Source organism: Jeotgalibacillus soli, assembly GCF_000829435.1.
In the GTDB taxonomy this organism is placed as follows: domain Bacteria; phylum Bacillota; class Bacilli; order Bacillales; family Jeotgalibacillaceae; genus Jeotgalibacillus; species Jeotgalibacillus soli.
Map to the genome: position 1 here is coordinate 102564 of NZ_JXRP01000018.1, position 14608 is coordinate 117171.

18 protein-coding genes and 1 other annotated feature (1 of these 19 running past the window's edge) are annotated in these 14608 nt (G+C 39.4%); all 18 genes read left to right on the top strand.

Annotated features, from left to right (window positions below; all coding sequences use genetic code 11):
* Positions 1 to 24: 24 nt before the first annotated feature.
* The 18 genes from spoVE (at position 25) to KP78_RS11020 (ending at position 14339) form a co-directional block, all read left to right on the top strand.
* Entirely contained in the window at positions 25 to 1107 is a 1083-nt protein-coding gene (spoVE, locus tag KP78_RS10935; protein ID WP_041088895.1) for a stage V sporulation protein E, read from the top strand.
* A 245-nt stretch (positions 1108 to 1352) separates the two neighbouring features.
* Positions 1353 to 2276 (top strand): UDP-N-acetylmuramate dehydrogenase, encoded by a 924-nt coding sequence (murB, locus tag KP78_RS10940; RefSeq protein WP_041088897.1) that lies wholly within the window; start codon positions 1353 to 1355, stop codon positions 2274 to 2276.
* Between the two features lie 12 nt (positions 2277 to 2288).
* Positions 2289 to 3119, top strand: a complete 831-nt coding sequence (locus tag KP78_RS10945) for a cell division protein FtsQ/DivIB (protein ID WP_235420907.1) — start codon at positions 2289 to 2291, stop codon at positions 3117 to 3119.
* Positions 3097 to 3813: a DUF881 domain-containing protein gene (locus KP78_RS10950; protein ID WP_041088900.1), complete on the top strand. Its 717-nt coding sequence runs from the start codon at positions 3097 to 3099 to the stop codon at positions 3811 to 3813. The genes KP78_RS10945 and KP78_RS10950 overlap by 23 nt, the downstream gene beginning before the upstream one ends.
* A 30-nt stretch (positions 3814 to 3843) precedes the next feature.
* Positions 3844 to 4569, top strand: coding sequence for a DUF881 domain-containing protein (locus tag KP78_RS10955; protein ID WP_041088902.1), 726 nt, complete (start codon positions 3844 to 3846; stop codon positions 4567 to 4569).
* Between the two features lie 2 nt (positions 4570 to 4571).
* A complete protein-coding gene (locus KP78_RS10960) occupies positions 4572 to 4931 on the top strand; it encodes a small basic family protein (protein WP_041088905.1) in 360 nt (119 codons plus the stop codon).
* A 109-nt stretch (positions 4932 to 5040) separates the two neighbouring features.
* Positions 5041 to 6330: a cell division protein FtsA gene (gene ftsA / locus KP78_RS10965; RefSeq protein ID WP_041088907.1), complete on the top strand. Its 1290-nt coding sequence runs from the start codon at positions 5041 to 5043 to the stop codon at positions 6328 to 6330.
* A gap of 44 nt (positions 6331 to 6374) precedes the next feature.
* Complete coding sequence (gene ftsZ, locus KP78_RS10970) at positions 6375 to 7541, top strand: cell division protein FtsZ (protein WP_041088908.1); 1167 nt, start codon at positions 6375 to 6377, stop codon at positions 7539 to 7541.
* 163 nt (positions 7542 to 7704) lie between these two features.
* Positions 7705 to 8586 (top strand): sigma-E processing peptidase SpoIIGA, encoded by an 882-nt coding sequence (locus KP78_RS10975; protein WP_041088910.1) that lies wholly within the window; start codon positions 7705 to 7707, stop codon positions 8584 to 8586.
* 14 nt (positions 8587 to 8600) lie between these two features.
* On the top strand, positions 8601 to 9326 hold the full coding sequence (sigE, locus tag KP78_RS10980) for an RNA polymerase sporulation sigma factor SigE (protein WP_052474769.1): 726 nt from the start codon (positions 8601 to 8603) through the stop codon (positions 9324 to 9326).
* A 103-nt stretch (positions 9327 to 9429) separates the two neighbouring features.
* Positions 9430 to 10206, top strand: a complete 777-nt coding sequence (gene sigG, locus KP78_RS10985) for an RNA polymerase sporulation sigma factor SigG (protein ID WP_041088912.1) — start codon at positions 9430 to 9432, stop codon at positions 10204 to 10206.
* Between the two features lie 60 nt (positions 10207 to 10266).
* Entirely contained in the window at positions 10267 to 10527 is a 261-nt protein-coding gene (locus tag KP78_RS10990) for a YlmC/YmxH family sporulation protein (protein ID WP_235420908.1), read from the top strand.
* A gap of 72 nt (positions 10528 to 10599) precedes the next feature.
* The gene (pgeF, locus tag KP78_RS10995; RefSeq protein WP_041088916.1) at positions 10600 to 11415 is read left to right on the top strand and encodes a peptidoglycan editing factor PgeF; all 816 of its coding nucleotides are present in this window, start codon (positions 10600 to 10602) and stop codon (positions 11413 to 11415) included.
* A 6-nt stretch (positions 11416 to 11421) separates the two neighbouring features.
* The gene (locus tag KP78_RS11000; RefSeq protein ID WP_041088918.1) at positions 11422 to 12093 is read left to right on the top strand and encodes a YggS family pyridoxal phosphate-dependent enzyme; all 672 of its coding nucleotides are present in this window, start codon (positions 11422 to 11424) and stop codon (positions 12091 to 12093) included.
* 14 nt (positions 12094 to 12107) lie between these two features.
* On the top strand, positions 12108 to 12533 hold the full coding sequence (locus KP78_RS11005) for a cell division protein SepF (protein WP_041088921.1): 426 nt from the start codon (positions 12108 to 12110) through the stop codon (positions 12531 to 12533).
* A 33-nt stretch (positions 12534 to 12566) separates the two neighbouring features.
* Complete coding sequence (locus KP78_RS11010; protein ID WP_041088922.1) at positions 12567 to 12833, top strand: YggT family protein; 267 nt, start codon at positions 12567 to 12569, stop codon at positions 12831 to 12833.
* Between the two features lie 77 nt (positions 12834 to 12910).
* The gene (locus KP78_RS11015) at positions 12911 to 13687 is read left to right on the top strand and encodes a YlmH family RNA-binding protein (protein ID WP_041088923.1); all 777 of its coding nucleotides are present in this window, start codon (positions 12911 to 12913) and stop codon (positions 13685 to 13687) included.
* A gap of 142 nt (positions 13688 to 13829) precedes the next feature.
* Positions 13830 to 14339, top strand: coding sequence for a DivIVA domain-containing protein (locus tag KP78_RS11020; protein WP_041088925.1), 510 nt, complete (start codon positions 13830 to 13832; stop codon positions 14337 to 14339).
* Between the two features lie 62 nt (positions 14340 to 14401).
* Positions 14402 to 14608, top strand: a binding site (T-box leader) (it continues 26 nt past the right edge of the window).

Consider the following 14608-nt stretch of genomic DNA (forward strand, 5'->3'; position numbering starts at 1 on the left):
CCATGTTAGTGAGGGTTTTATCAGATGGATCGTTGGCTAGTAGCACTAATTGTCGTATGTGTCTTTTTTGGAATTGTCATGATTGACAGTGCAAGTTCTGTATGGGCACTTGACCGATTTGCAGACAAGCATTATTTTTCTAAGCGCCAATTGATATTTGCCTGCTTTGGACTCGTTGTCATGTTTTTTATTTCCAAGGTGGATTACTGGATATGGAAAAAATTCGTATGGATTGCCTATGGAGGTGGAATATTACTTCTCAGCCTCGTTTTAATTCCTGGTGTTGGTTTAGTCCGGAACGGTTCACAAAGCTGGTTAGGTGTTGGACCTCTTTCGCTTCAACCATCTGAATTCGCAAAGATAGGTGTATTATTGCTCTTAGCAAAAAAGATCGAGAAGGAACAGCACTTAATGAACAATTTGCTGAAAGGGATTGCACCTCTTATGCTGTTGCTGTTGGTTCCTTTTGGACTGGTTATGCTTCAGCCTGATCTCGGAACAGGGACAGTAATGCTTGGAACGGGAATGTCCCTTTTATTTTTAGCGGGTGCTCCCTATCGCTTTTTTGCAGGGCTGATCCTGCTGGGTTTGACCGGGTTTGCGGCATTAGTCATTTCTGCTCCGTATAGACTTCAGCGTATTGTTTCGTATTTGGATCCTTGGCAAGACCCGTTGGGTGCTGGCTTTCAAATGATTCAATCACTTTATGCAATAGGACCAGGGGCAATGTTTGGATTTGGTCTGGGGGAAAGCAGACAAAAATATTTTTATTTACCAGAGCCCCAAAATGATTTTATCTTCGCCATTGTTGCAGAAGAGCTTGGTTTTTTTGGTGGAGCAATACTTATCGCGCTATTTGGTGCGATCGCCTGGCGCGGCATTTTGATTGCATTGCGTGCACCTGATCATTTTGGTCAGCTGCTTGCTGGTGGAATTGTACTTATGATTGGAATCCAAGTAATGATTAACGTTTCTGTTGTTATCGGGTTAATCCCAGTTACTGGTATTACATTGCCGTTTATGAGCTACGGGGGATCCTCGTTATTACTCATATTACTATCATGTGGCATTCTGCTTAACATTAGCAGGCACTCAACTGCACTTTAATTTAGGGGAAAATAGAGGATAGCAGGAGAGAAATCTCCCGTTGTCCTCTTTTTTAACTAGCTTATGTGGCAATTGCATCAGTTGGAAAACATTTCTTTTACAATTTAATGACGAACCGCTTGAAGAAGTGTGTTCTTGGATTAGAATAGTGTAGTATAGGGAAAAGACATTATTGCGGAGATTTGCTTCTTTAAAGATGAAAACAGCAAATCCTGCAAATGTAGATTTTTTTAAGGAGAGAAAGTATGGATAATTTTGTGAAAAATTTAAAGGAAGCTAATGTGGGTCAAGTAACGGTTAGTGGAATACTCGCTAATCATACGACTATGAAAATAGGCGGTCCTGCCGATGTGCTTGTTGAACCTTCATCCCTTGATGGATTAAAAGAAACAATGGAACTGGTTAGACAACACAATATACAGTGGAGAGCCATTGGAAGAGGTTCAAATTTACTAGTCAGTGACGCTGGAATTCGCGGGGTCGTAATAAAGCTTGGAAAAGGTATGGATGCATTTCAAAGAACTGGAACGACGATTAAGGTAGGTGCAGGCTATTCTATTATTGTTTTAGCCACCCAGATGGCTAAAGAAGGACTAGACGGCTTGCAATTTGCCAGTGGTATACCAGGTTCTGTTGGTGGTTCAGTTTACATGAATGCTGGAGCTCACGGCTCTGATATTTCAAGAATATTAAAAAGAGCCCATATTCTTTTTCCGGATGGAACGATGGAATGGCTCACAAATGAAGAAATGAAATTTTCATATCGTACTTCAGTTTTACAAAAAGAACGCCCAGGAATTGTGTTAGAAGCTGAATTTTTATTGATAGAAGGTAACAAAGAGTCAATTAAAGCCGATATGAAAAAGTATAAGGAGTATCGAAGAAATACTCAGCCATGGAATCATCCGTGTGCAGGGAGTATATTTCGGAATCCACTGCCGGAATATGCGGGTCTCTTAGTTGAAAGGGCTCAGTTAAAGGGTTATCAGATTGGAGGAGCTCAAGTATCTCCAATGCATGGCAACTTTATTGTAAATGCTGGAGGGGCAACTTCTAAAGATGTGCAGCAATTAATTAAGCATATTAAAAAAACAGTATTCGATCAGTATGGAATTGAAATGGAAACCGAAGTAGAATGGGTAGGAGACCAATCGGACCTGTTAGGATAGTGAGGCAGGTTGATGAATATAGATGTCGAAGGAGTGGAAGGATGTATGGGCAGGCAGCCGGTAGTTTCTTTAGAGGATCGCGTGCCTCAGTTAAAGGAGCGGCGTAAAAAAAGAGCTAATCGTCGACTCATTTTTGTGGTGCTTTTATTTGTTCTGCTCATACTGATTATTCTTTATTTCCAATCTCCTTATAGTAAAATTCAAACCATTGAAGTAGAAGGATCTAATTTGATGCAATCAAACGTTATCATAGATTCCAGCAGGATCAATGAGGGAGACTCTTATTGGGGAACAGATGCTAATCGAGCAGAAGAGTCAATCATGAACCTGTCTGAGGTGAAAAAAGCGGTTGTTGAAAAGAAATTTCCAACTACTTTAATGATTCAAATAGAGGAATATAAGCAGGTGGCTTATATAAGACACGATCAGCAGTTTATTCCACTTTTGGAAAACGGTGCTTCGTCTCTTCCGGTGGCTGCAAATGAGATATCGGCTCACGCTCCTTTACTCATTGGATTTCCGCCAGAAGGGATGCTGGAAAATATGACAAAACAGTTGGCAGAGCTGCCTTCAGAAGTGCAGGAATCAATTTCTGAGATTCATTATACTCCAACTGAAACAGATCAAAGCCACATTACTGCCTATATGAATGATGGCTTTGAGGTCTCAGCGCTGATTTCCACTTTTGCTGATAAAATGGTTCATTATCCTTCAATCGTCAGCCAGCTCGATCCTGATGTGAAAGGGGTTATTGACCTTGAGGTCGGTTCGTATTTTAGAGCCTATGAAACAATGGGTGGAGCGGAGGAAGAAGAATCGAATGAAATCGAAACAGAGGGGTAAAACTCTCGCATTTTCAATTGTATTTTTAGTGGCAGGATTCTTATTATCATTTTCCTATAGCATCACGAAGGATGAACTTGAAAACGGTGAAGTGAGTAGCTCGTCTGGCAGCCGCTATGGAGCACAGGAAGAGCGATTGCGTAAAGAGCTATTAGATAAGCAACAAGAAAATATTGCTTTGCAAGATCGTCTTTATGAGCAGCAGGACATTGTACGGGAATACGAAAAATCAATGTCCTCAGAAGAACAAGCCTTTTTTAATCTTGCTGAAGATGCTGAAAATTATCGGATGTTCTTAGGTAAAATTGCTGTCGAAGGACCAGGATTGAGCGTTCAGCTTGAGGATGGAAAGTATGATCCTGCTTCAGGCAATGTAAATGATTATATTGTTCACGAGCACCATGTTTTTAATGTCATGAATGAGCTTTTTATTGCAGGTGCATCAGCGATCTCCATTAATGGACAGCGAATAAAGCATAATTCCTATATTGTATGCACTGGTCCAGTGATAATGGTTGATGGGGTGCAATATCCGGCGCCTTTTACCATTACTGCCATAGGAGATAGTGATGTATTGGCAGCTGCATTAAATTTAACAGGTGGTGTTAGAGATCAACTTGTTAATGACCATATTGTCTTTACGTTAGAGAAAATTCCTAATATAAAGATGAATCCTGTAATAGCTGATTCGTAATTAATGAATGAGAAAGGCGATTAATGTTAGATGGATATTAAAGCAAAGCGAAGTTTTACGCTTATTATGTTAGTAGTGGGTTTTTTAATCGCCGTTCAATTTCAGAGTGTGCAACAACCGGAAAGTCGTGATACCCGTGATATGTGGGATATTCGCCAAGAATTGTTAAAAGAGCTTGAACAGCAGTCAGTTCTACTAACAGAGATACAAAAACATGAACAAACAATAAGGCAATATGAGCAAGATCAAGCCGCCAGCAGTGAACAAGCATTAAAGGATACCCTTAACTCTTTAGAGCAAGCAGCTGGATTGACGCCATTAACAGCTCCTGGAATTACCATTACGCTTGAGCCTGTAATGGAAGAGTTACTACTAGGAATACCAGTTGGACAAGTAACACCTGAGCTACTAAAAAGACTGGTCAATGAGCTTTACAGATTTGATGCAGAACACATATCTATCGACAGCAAACGTCTAATCACAACGTCTGTTATTCGTGATATAAACGGAGAGACTACCGTTAATGGACTTCCATTATCTGATCTACCTGTTATGATTGAGGTCATAACCAAAGATATGGAATCAGCAGAAAAGCTATATAATCGAATGCAGGCATCTGTTTTAATGGAGGACTTTTTTATTGACAATATTCGACTGACGGTGAGTGAACCTGGACGTAACATTGAGATCCCTGCTTATGAGGATACGATTCGCGTTCGTTACATGGAACCCGTATCTGATGAGGGGAGTAATTAACAATGTGGATACCAATTTTGGCATTATTGGTTGGGATTGCTTTAGGACTATTTACGGATCTTTCAGTTCCTGAGCAATATGCTAACTACTTATCCATTGTTGTTCTAGCAGCATTGGATACACTGTTTGGTGGAATTAGAGCTCATTTACAAGGGGTTTATGATGATAGAGTGTTTATCTCTGGATTCTTTTTTAACATTGCGCTTGCTGCAAGTTTGGCTTTTCTAGGTGTCCATCTTGGTGTAGACTTGTACTTAGCAGCAATTTTTGCTTTCGGGGTACGTTTGTTCCAAAATATTGCCGTGATTCGTCGGATTTTGCTTGTCAAATGGAGTGAAAAGAAAAAATCAATTAATATATGAAGGTTTTCTTTCAAATCTGTAGAAGACATATATTAATGATTTTAAAAAAATTAATAACTTAATCTAAATATATTTGAAGATTAAATGTGTTTGAAGGAGGTGCCACAGGTTGAATAACAACGAGTATTTTGTAAGTTTAGATATTGGATCATCAAGTATAAAAGTGATTATTGCAGAATTGGTACAGGACTCGCTCAACATTATCGGTGTGGGAAATGTTAAATCCGAAGGAATCCGTAAAGGATCCATTGTGGATATAGATGAAACCGTGCAATCGATACAGAAGGCTGTTGAACAAGCTGAAAGAATGACAGGTCTCGATATACATAATGTAATTGTCGGTATCCCGGGAAATCATGTATCTCTTCAACCCTGCCATGGTGTAGTGGCAGTATCCAGTGATGACAAAGAGATTCGTAATGAAGATGTTGCTAGGGTACTAGATGCTGCCCAAGTCATGCCGATATCTCCTGAAAGAGAAATCATTAACATTGTACCAAGACAATTTATAGTCGATGGATTGGATGAAATTAAAGATCCTCGTGGAATGATCGGTGTTCGTTTAGAGGTTGAGGGAACAATTGTTACAGGTTCGAAGACCATGCTGCACAACATTTTACGATGTGTCGAGCGTGCTGGTTTAGAAGTTTCAGATATATTTCTACAACCTTTAGCAGCAGGCACCATTGCCCTGTCAAAAGATGAACAAAGTTTAGGTACTGCTATAGTTGATATTGGCGGTGGGTCGACCAGTATTGCTGTCTTTGAGCAGGGGCATCTCGTGTCTACCTCCATTATTCCAGTTGGCGGCGAGCATATAACCAAAGATTTGTCGATTGGTCTACGTACAACAACAGATGACGCAGAATCGATAAAGGTTAAACATGGTCATGCTTTTTATGATTATGCATCTGAAGAAGAGGTGTTCAGTGTTCCGATTATTGGGAGTGATCAGCATCAACAATTTAATCAATTAGAAATATCTGATATTATTGAAGTAAGGCTGGAAGAAATGTTTGAACTTGTACGTAATGAGTTAAGACGATTAAACATTCATGACCTTCCAGGCGGATTTGTTCTTTCTGGTGGTGTAGCAAACATGCAAGGCGTATTAGACCTTGCTCAAACGGTTCTGCAAAATCAGGTAAGGGTGGCAATACCAGATTATATAGGCGTTAGAGAACCACAATATACAACCGCTGTCGGGCTGATAAAATACGCTCATAAGCATGCCAAGCTTCAAGGAAGGCTAAATAAACAGCCTTCTGCATCCGAATATGATGGTGCCGGTGAACACACTGCAAAGAAACAACCGGAATCCAGGCCTAAACCGCCAAAACAGAAGCAGAAAAAAGAAGAAGGTCGTTTCAAAAAGATTTTAGGATACTTTTTTGAATAGCCTTTGGTCAATCAAGCAATTTGGATGAATTAGGAGGATTTGTGATGTTGGATTTCGATACGAATGTAGATCATTTGGCAACCATAAAAGTCATAGGTGTTGGAGGCGGCGGAAATAATGCGGTCAATCGTATGATTGAACACGGTGTTCAAGGTGTTGAATTTATTGCTGTTAACACTGATGCACAAGCATTAAACCTATCCAAAGCTGAGATTAAAATGCAAATTGGCGGCAAGCTGACTCGAGGACTCGGAGCAGGTGCGAACCCGGAAGTTGGAAAAAAAGCAGCAGAAGAAAGCCGAGAACAAATTGAGGAAGCGATTAAAGGTGCAGATATGGTCTTTGTTACTGCCGGTATGGGTGGTGGAACAGGTACAGGAGCAGCACCTGTAATTGCTCAAATCGCCAGAGAACTCGGCAGTTTGACGGTTGGAGTTGTTACTCGTCCGTTTACTTTTGAAGGCAGGAAACGTGCTAACCAAGCAGCTGGCGGAATAAGTTCAATGAAGGAAGCTGTAGACACACTGATCGTTATTCCAAATGACCGTCTTCTTGAAATTGTAGACAAAAGTACACCAATGCTGGAAGCATTCCGTGAAGCAGATAACGTACTACGACAAGGTGTTCAAGGGATATCGGATTTAATAGCAGTTCCTGGTCTTATTAACTTGGACTTTGCGGATGTAAAAACGATTATGTCCAACAAAGGGTCGGCGCTTATGGGTATTGGTGTCGCTTCAGGCGAAAATAGAGCAACTGAGGCAGCGAAAAAGGCTATCTCAAGTCCACTTCTTGAAACTTCAATTGATGGCGCGCAGGGTGTCTTAATGAATATTACTGGCGGTGCCAATTTAAGCTTGTATGAAGTGCAAGAGGCAGCAGATATTGTTGCTAGTGCATCTGACCAAGAAGTAAATATGATTTTTGGTTCAGTTATTCGTGAGGATCTTAAAGAAGAAATATTAGTTACCGTTATTGCGACTGGATTTGATGAAAATATGAGTCAAGCAAAACCAACTCGCTCACAGGTGGGTGGACAGGCTAGACAGCAGCAGCCGGCACCATCTCAATCAAACCCGCCAAAGAGAGAACGTGAAATTAGAGAAGAAGCTCCTTCTCAAGAACAGCCAACACGATCTTCTCAGCAGCCTGTTGAAGATACACTTGATATTCCAACATTTTTGCGGAATCGCAATCGTCGACGAAACTAATCATTTAATGATTTGAAAATTGAAAGACTGAATTCCTTTTAGGAATTCAGTCTTTTTTTGTGGCAAATAATAGAAATGTTTTCTTGAGACCAGGTAGAATTCTGACATTTTTCTTCTATCGAATTCGCTATACTGTTTTACAAAGAGAGGGGGACCTAAAAAGATGCTTCATCTTGAAGCACTATGGGCATTGAATGTTTGGATCGACAGCTGTCTATTATGGGTCACCGGAAGATTTATTCATCAATCACCGAATTGGGAACGCTTCCTAATTGCTACTACCCTTAGCACATTTTTACAAGCAGTGGTTATATTTTTTCAATTATCAAATGGTTTTGCACTGATGATGGGTTTTCTTTCTAGTTTACTTGTCGTGACACTTTCGTTCTCATTAAGGTCCTTTAAAGAAATTCTTCGTTCGTTTTATGTTCTTTACTCGTTCGCATGCTTATTGGGCGGAGGGATAATGATGACTGCTCAATTCTCGATTCCACCTTTTCTATATAAATATGTGAGCGATTCATTGATCATGCTAGGATTCGTGGCATTGGTTTTGATTGTAATTCTGATGGGGAGTTCTCATTTTATTAGCGCTTTTCGCTTAAAGCATATTCAACAAACATTTACTTATCAGGTTTCCATTGAAGTAGATGGACAAGCATGGGAAGGCTTCGGTTTTTTGGACAGCGGTAATCATCTAGTGGATCCATTTACACAAGCTCCCGTCATGCTGGCTTCATCACATGTTGCACGTAATCTTTTGCCTCAGGAAGTTATAAACATAAAAGATTCGTCTTCTTTTGATTTATCAAGTGTACCCGTAAAGTGGCAAAGACGCATCAGGATGATACCATCACGCTCTATTCATTCTTCAAATAAAATTATGATAGGGATCGTATGTGACAGCGTTCAATGGAGTATTGAAGGAAAAAAATACAGAGTGAGAAATATCCCAGTAATTTTTACCGATCAATCTTTATTATTTGAAAACGATTGCTCATGTCTATTAAATCCCCTTCAATTTCAGCAGTGTCAACAATTATAAGGAGTGATGGGAAGATGCTTTTACTTTCAGCAAAGCGAACTGTTCAATTGTGGTTTATTAATGCCTCCAATCGATTAGGTATTCGTGTAAAGGATATTTTTTACATTGGAGGAAGTGAGGCGCTTCCATCACCGCTCGATCGCCAAGAAGAAGCAGTAGTATTAGACCGTTTATCCAAGGGAGATGAAGAGGCTCGATCCATTTTAATTGAGCGTAATCTTAGACTTGTTGTTTATATCGCTAGGAAATTTGAAAATACAGGGATCAATATTGAAGATTTAATTAGTATTGGGACGATCGGTCTAATAAAGGCAATTAACACGTTTAATGTAGAGAAGAAGATAAAGCTCGCGACTTATGCTTCACGCTGCATTGAAAATGAAATTTTAATGTATTTGAGAAGGACAAGTAAGCTTAGATCTGAAGTCTCATTTGATGAACCGTTGAATACGGACTGGGATGGCAATGAACTTTTACTGTCTGATGTCCTTGGGACAGAAAATGATCTTATTGTGAAAGATATAGAATCTCGTATGGATCGTGTATTATTAAAGCAGGCGCTGAGTATTTTAGATGAGCGCGAAACCTTTATTATTGAATGCCGATTTGGTTTAAATGGACAGCAGGAGCACACTCAAAAAGATGTAGCTGATTTAATGGGGATTTCACAATCATATATTTCTAGGCTTGAAAAACGAATCATTCGAAGACTTCAAAAAGAGGTGAATAAGATGGTCTAACGAAGTTTCTCAGCCCTTTGCTCAACCTCATCAACCTTCGAATATTTTTTCTTGTGGACGCAGATACTGTACGAGACAGTTACTCCCGACAGGAGGAAAAATGATGGCACGCAATAAGGTTGAGATTTGTGGGGTCGATACATCTAAATTACCGATTTATAAAAATGAAGAGATGAGAAAGCTTTTTACTGATTTTCAAAGTGGTAATGATGAAGCAAGAGAGCGTTTAGTGTACGGTAATCTGCGTCTTGTTTTAAGCGTAATTCAGCGCTTCCAGCATCGAAATGAAAATCCTGATGATCTTTTTCAAGTTGGTTGTATCGGATTGCTAAAATCAATTGATAACTTTGATCTGGGTCAAAACGTTCGATTTTCAACGTACGCTGTACCTATGATCATTGGAGAAATTAGACGTTATTTGCGCGACAATAATCCAATTCGTGTGTCCAGGTCACTTCGGGATATTGCGTATAAATCTTTACAAGCAAAAGAGCAGCTCATTAGTGAAACCTCTAGAGAACCAACAATTGAAGAAATCGCTAAACGGATTGAACTGCCGAAAGAAGATATATTATTTGCTCTTGATGCCATTCAAGATCCAGTGTCTCTTTTTGAACCCATTTATCAAGATGGCGGAGATCCTATTTATGTACTTGATCAAGTGAGCGACGATCGGACAAGTGATGTACAGTGGGATGATGAACTTTCGTTAAAAGAAGGGCTCAGTCATTTAAGTGATCGTGAAAAACATATTATTCAAAATCGTTTCTTCTACGGAAAAACGCAAATGGAAGTTGCGGAGGAAATTGGTATTTCGCAGGCTCAAGTGTCCAGGTTAGAAAAAGGAGCCATTCAACAAATGAATCGATATGTTCATTGAGAGGAGAGAAGTGTTCTCCTCTCTTTTTTTTGCATAAAATACATTATAGGGGGGATGAACGTGAGAATTTCAGAGCTGCAACAAAAGGATGTTGTTTCTGTAACAGATGGAAGGAAGCTTGGACCGATCGCCGATATTGATGTCAACATAAAGACCGGTATGATCGAATCCATCATTATTCAAGGTTCTGGTAATTGGAAGGGTTGGTTTAATCGAGGGGGAGAAATTGTTATTCCGTGGAAGGATTTAGTGAAGATTGGTAATGATGTTATTTTAGTAAGAGGTCAAGCCATACAAGATGCGATTGTGGAGTCGACGTAAAGCTAGGTTCATCATGACTTTACTATCCCAGTATGGTACACTGAACAAAAATAGATGAGAAGTGGGTGAACTATGGAGATTATGACATCAATCTCATCTTCTGCACTCAAGGTTGAAGAGTGGGATAAGGCATTTCCTTCGCTTGTTGCTGCTTTTTCGACTAAAAATGGAGGATGCAGCAGTGGGGATTTTCTTTCACTGAACACAGGATTGCATGTGAAAGATCGTGAAGAGGATGTTGTTTATAATCGTTCCTGCTTAGGTAATCAAATACATGCCCCGCTTTCCAAATGGGTATTAGCAGACCAAGTTCACGGGAGCAAGATTCAGCATGTTTCGGCAGGAGACTGTGGAAGAGGTACTTTAAAATATGAAAATGCAATACCTGATACAGATGGTCTTTGGACAACGGACTTAAATGTTTTTTTAAGCTTATGTTATGCTGATTGTGTACCTCTCCTCTTTGTTGAGCCGACATCACGATTTGTGGGTGCGGCACACGCAGGCTGGAAAGGTACCGTTCAAAATATTGCTGGCAAAATGATACTAGAAGCACAGAATGCAGGAGTAGATATTGATCAGCTGCAGGCTGTGATTGGCCCATCGATTGGTCCATGCTGCTACATAGTGGATGAATATGTGATTAATCAGGTAAATAATGTTTTAGCAAATGAAAAACAAAAACCTTATCAAGAAATTTCAGATGGACAATTTCGATTAGATCTAAAACAGTTGAATAAACTGCTTTTACTTCAAGCAGGGCTAAAAGGACAACAAATATTATCATCAATACTATGTACAAGCTGCGAGGACCAGCTGTTTTTCTCACATCGCAGAGATAGAGGTAAAACGGGCAGAATGATGGCTGTGATTGGTTGGAAGGGGTAAGTAAGTATGAGGGTAGAAGAAAAATGGCAGGCGGTAAAAAAGCAGATTGAACAAGCTAGTTTAAAATCGAATCACCCTGTTACAGACGTAACAGTGATTGCTGTGACGAAATATGTCACGAATGAACGGGCACAAGAAGCAATTGATGCAGGGATTATCCATCTGGGTGAAAATCGCCCAGAAGGACTTTTAGAGAAGCAGCAATCTATTATTGGACAGGCTGTTTGGCATTATATTGGAACGATGCAGACTAGAAAAGTAAAGGATGTTATTGATCATGTAGATTACCTTCACTCTCTTGATCGAATATCTTTGGCTAAAGAAATTCAAAAACGTGCTGCATCACCGGTTAACTGTTTTGTGCAAGTAAATGTTTCTGGTGAAGAAAGCAAGCAAGGCTTGTTTCAAGAAAATGCTATTTCTTTTATCAAAGAAATAGCAGGATATGATAAAGTTAGAGTGGTCGGTTTAATGACAATGGCCCCAAATACAAAAGATCAAAAAGTCCTTAGACAATGCTTCAAAAACTTAAAAGCATTGCAAGTGGAAATTCAAAACCAACATTTTGAACATGCCCCCTGCACCGAGCTATCTATGGGAATGTCAAATGACTTTGAAATTGCGATTGAAGAAGGTGCAACGTTTATACGTGTTGGCACTGCGTTAGTCGGTGAATAAAAGGAGGTATTGCCATGGGAATGAAATCAAAATTTAAAAATTTCTTTTTAATCGACGAAGAAGAGCGGGAAGTTATGGAAGAATATGTAGAAGAAGTGGATGAAGAGCCCGCTCCCGCCCGTGCAAATAAGAAAACTGTACAGAAACAAAATGTTGTTAGCTTGCAAAGTGTGCAAAAATCATCCAAAATGGTATTACTTGAACCTAGAATGTATGCGGAAGCACAAGATATTGCCGATCATTTAAAAAGTCACCGTGCTGTAGTGGTTAATTTGCAGCGCATTAATAAAGACCAAGCTAAGAGGATTGTTGATTTCTTAAGTGGTACAGTTTATGCGATCGGTGGAGATATTCAGCGTGTTGGAACAGATATTTTCCTCTGTACGCCAGATAATATCGAAGTCAGCGGGAATATTACGGGTTTCATTCAAGAGGATTGAGCAAAATTGAAAAAAGAGGTGGTATAGAAACCTATGTTACAAACGATATTTGGACTATTTATGACAGCACTAACTCTGTATAGCTACGCACTAATCATTTACATTTTGTTATCTTGGTTTCCAAATGCACGCGAAAGCAGCTTTGGACAAATGCTTGGAAGAATTTGCGAACCCTTCCTAGAGCCGTTTCGCCGTTTTATTCCGCCGCTTGGAATGATCGATATTTCTCCAATTGTTGCGATCATCACATTAAGGCTTGCTAGTGGCGGATTAGAACAGCTTTATAGAATGATTATGTAGTCCGTAATTAAAAATGCCTTTGTCCGTATGCCGGAGAAAGGCATTTTCTGTCTAACAAATGGTGGAAGGACGTTATTATGTCATCAATTTATCAGCATTTTAGAAAAGAAGAGAAAGAATTTATCGATCAGGTTCTTGGTTGGAAGTCAGATGTTGAATTAATGTATGCCCAAAAGCTAACGGACTTTCTTGATCCAAGACAACGATTTATTTTAGAGTCATTGATTGGTTCAACAGGGGATATTCTTGTATCCTTTGCTGGAGGAGAGGGTGCTGAGCGCAAGAGAGCCTTGATATACCCTTCCTATTACAGTCCTACGCAGGAAGATTTTCAACTGCAGCTGCTTGAAATCGTATATCCATCTAAGTTTGTTCATGTTGAACACAAGCATGTATTAGGTTCAATTATGGCTCTTGGAGTTAAAAGAGAAAAATTTGGCGACATTTTGTTCACAGATGAAATGCTGCAGCTTGTCGTGGCAAAGGAACTTTCCTCCTTTATGATGATGAATTTTACGCAAATAGGAAAATCATCCATCAAGGTAAATGAAATTAGCTGGGATCAATATCTTCCATCCAATGAAAAATGGCAGGAGAGATTTGTTACCTTAAGCTCTCTTCGTTTGGATGTTGTGATGGCAGGTGTATTAAATTTATCACGCCAGAAAGCAAAACTTCTCATACAGGCAGGTAAGGTAAAAGTGAATTTTAGAGAAGTGGATAACACTTCGTTTGAATGTGCAGAAGGAGATATGCTTTCTGTAAGAGGGTTAGGAAGATGCAGGATTGGAGAAATAGAAGGCAAAACAAAAAAGGACAAATGGCGCCTGAATATGTATATTTTAGGAGGATAGGCTTCTGTAATGCACTCAATTATAAGTCCAAATGACGAAATATGAAAAAATATAGAATGTTTTGCAAGAGTTTCCCCACAAAAGGAAGAATCAACAGTATAATGATAGATGAAGAGCTTAGAAGAGTTATGGAGGTGTCAACATGCCATTATCGCCACTAGATATACATAATAAAGAATTTAATCGTGGATTTAGAGGGTATGATGAAAATGAGGTAAATGAATTCCTTGATCAGATTATTAAAGACTATGAAATTCTTATTAGGGACAAAAAAGAATTAGAGGAAAAGCTTAATTCGATTAATGAGCGTCTCGGACACTTTACCAATATTGAAGAAACGCTAAATAAATCAATCGTGGTTGCTCAAGAAGCAGCAGAAGAAGTAAGACGCAACGCTCAAAAAGAAGCCAAGCTTATTGTAAAAGAAGCAGAGAAAAATGCCGATCGAATCGTGAATGAATCATTATCAAAAGCACGAAAAATTGCCATTGAAATCGAAGAGCTTAAGAAACAATCAAAAGTTTTCCGTACACGCTTTAAAATGTTAATTCAAGCGCAAATGGATTTAATTGCAAATGATGATTGGGATGAATTAATGGAATTTGATATCGATACTACAGACCTAAAAAGTCTACAGCCAGAAGAGAATTAATATTGACAGTTGACGGCTGTATCCGTTGTCACATATAATGTCATGAGAATCAATCATACGTTACATCGACTATGATAGGAACAGTATCCAGTAAAATTTCAGCAAAAGCGAGTCGGGGGCGGTGTGAGCCTGGCGCATGAATTATTGGAGAAAATCATCCTTGAGTCCTGCTGCCGAACGATTTATTTTAAGCAGCAGCGGATAGCAACCGTTAACAGCTACTTGAGTGGAGTATAATAATGATTATGCTCTATAAGGGTGGTACCGCG

Excerpts from the sequence above, each read along its gene's own strand:
- KP78_RS10955 (WP_041088902.1), top strand. The coding sequence starts at position 3,844 with ATGGATATTAAAGCAAAGCGAAGTTTTACGCTTATTATGTTAGTAGTG.
- KP78_RS11015 (WP_041088923.1), top strand. The coding sequence starts at position 12,911 with ATGTCATCAATTTATCAGCATTTTAGAAAAGAAGAGAAAGAATTTATC.
- sigG (WP_041088912.1), top strand. The coding sequence starts at position 9,430 with ATGGCACGCAATAAGGTTGAGATTTGTGGGGTCGATACATCTAAATTA.
- ftsZ (WP_041088908.1), top strand. The coding sequence starts at position 6,375 with ATGTTGGATTTCGATACGAATGTAGATCATTTGGCAACCATAAAAGTC.
- KP78_RS10960 (WP_041088905.1), top strand. The coding sequence starts at position 4,572 with ATGTGGATACCAATTTTGGCATTATTGGTTGGGATTGCTTTAGGACTA.
- KP78_RS10975 (WP_041088910.1), top strand. The coding sequence starts at position 7,705 with ATGCTTCATCTTGAAGCACTATGGGCATTGAATGTTTGGATCGACAGC.
- KP78_RS10950 (WP_041088900.1), top strand. The coding sequence starts at position 3,097 with ATGAAATCGAAACAGAGGGGTAAAACTCTCGCATTTTCAATTGTATTT.
- KP78_RS10945 (WP_235420907.1), top strand. The coding sequence starts at position 2,289 with ATGAATATAGATGTCGAAGGAGTGGAAGGATGTATGGGCAGGCAGCCG.
- spoVE (WP_041088895.1), top strand. The coding sequence starts at position 25 with ATGGATCGTTGGCTAGTAGCACTAATTGTCGTATGTGTCTTTTTTGGA.
- KP78_RS11005 (WP_041088921.1), top strand. The coding sequence starts at position 12,108 with ATGGGAATGAAATCAAAATTTAAAAATTTCTTTTTAATCGACGAAGAA.
- sigE (WP_052474769.1), top strand. The coding sequence starts at position 8,601 with ATGCTTTTACTTTCAGCAAAGCGAACTGTTCAATTGTGGTTTATTAAT.
- pgeF (WP_041088916.1), top strand. The coding sequence starts at position 10,600 with ATGGAGATTATGACATCAATCTCATCTTCTGCACTCAAGGTTGAAGAG.
- KP78_RS11000 (WP_041088918.1), top strand. The coding sequence starts at position 11,422 with ATGAGGGTAGAAGAAAAATGGCAGGCGGTAAAAAAGCAGATTGAACAA.
- KP78_RS11010 (WP_041088922.1), top strand. The coding sequence starts at position 12,567 with ATGTTACAAACGATATTTGGACTATTTATGACAGCACTAACTCTGTAT.
- KP78_RS11020 (WP_041088925.1), top strand. The coding sequence starts at position 13,830 with ATGCCATTATCGCCACTAGATATACATAATAAAGAATTTAATCGTGGA.
- murB (WP_041088897.1), top strand. The coding sequence starts at position 1,353 with ATGGATAATTTTGTGAAAAATTTAAAGGAAGCTAATGTGGGTCAAGTA.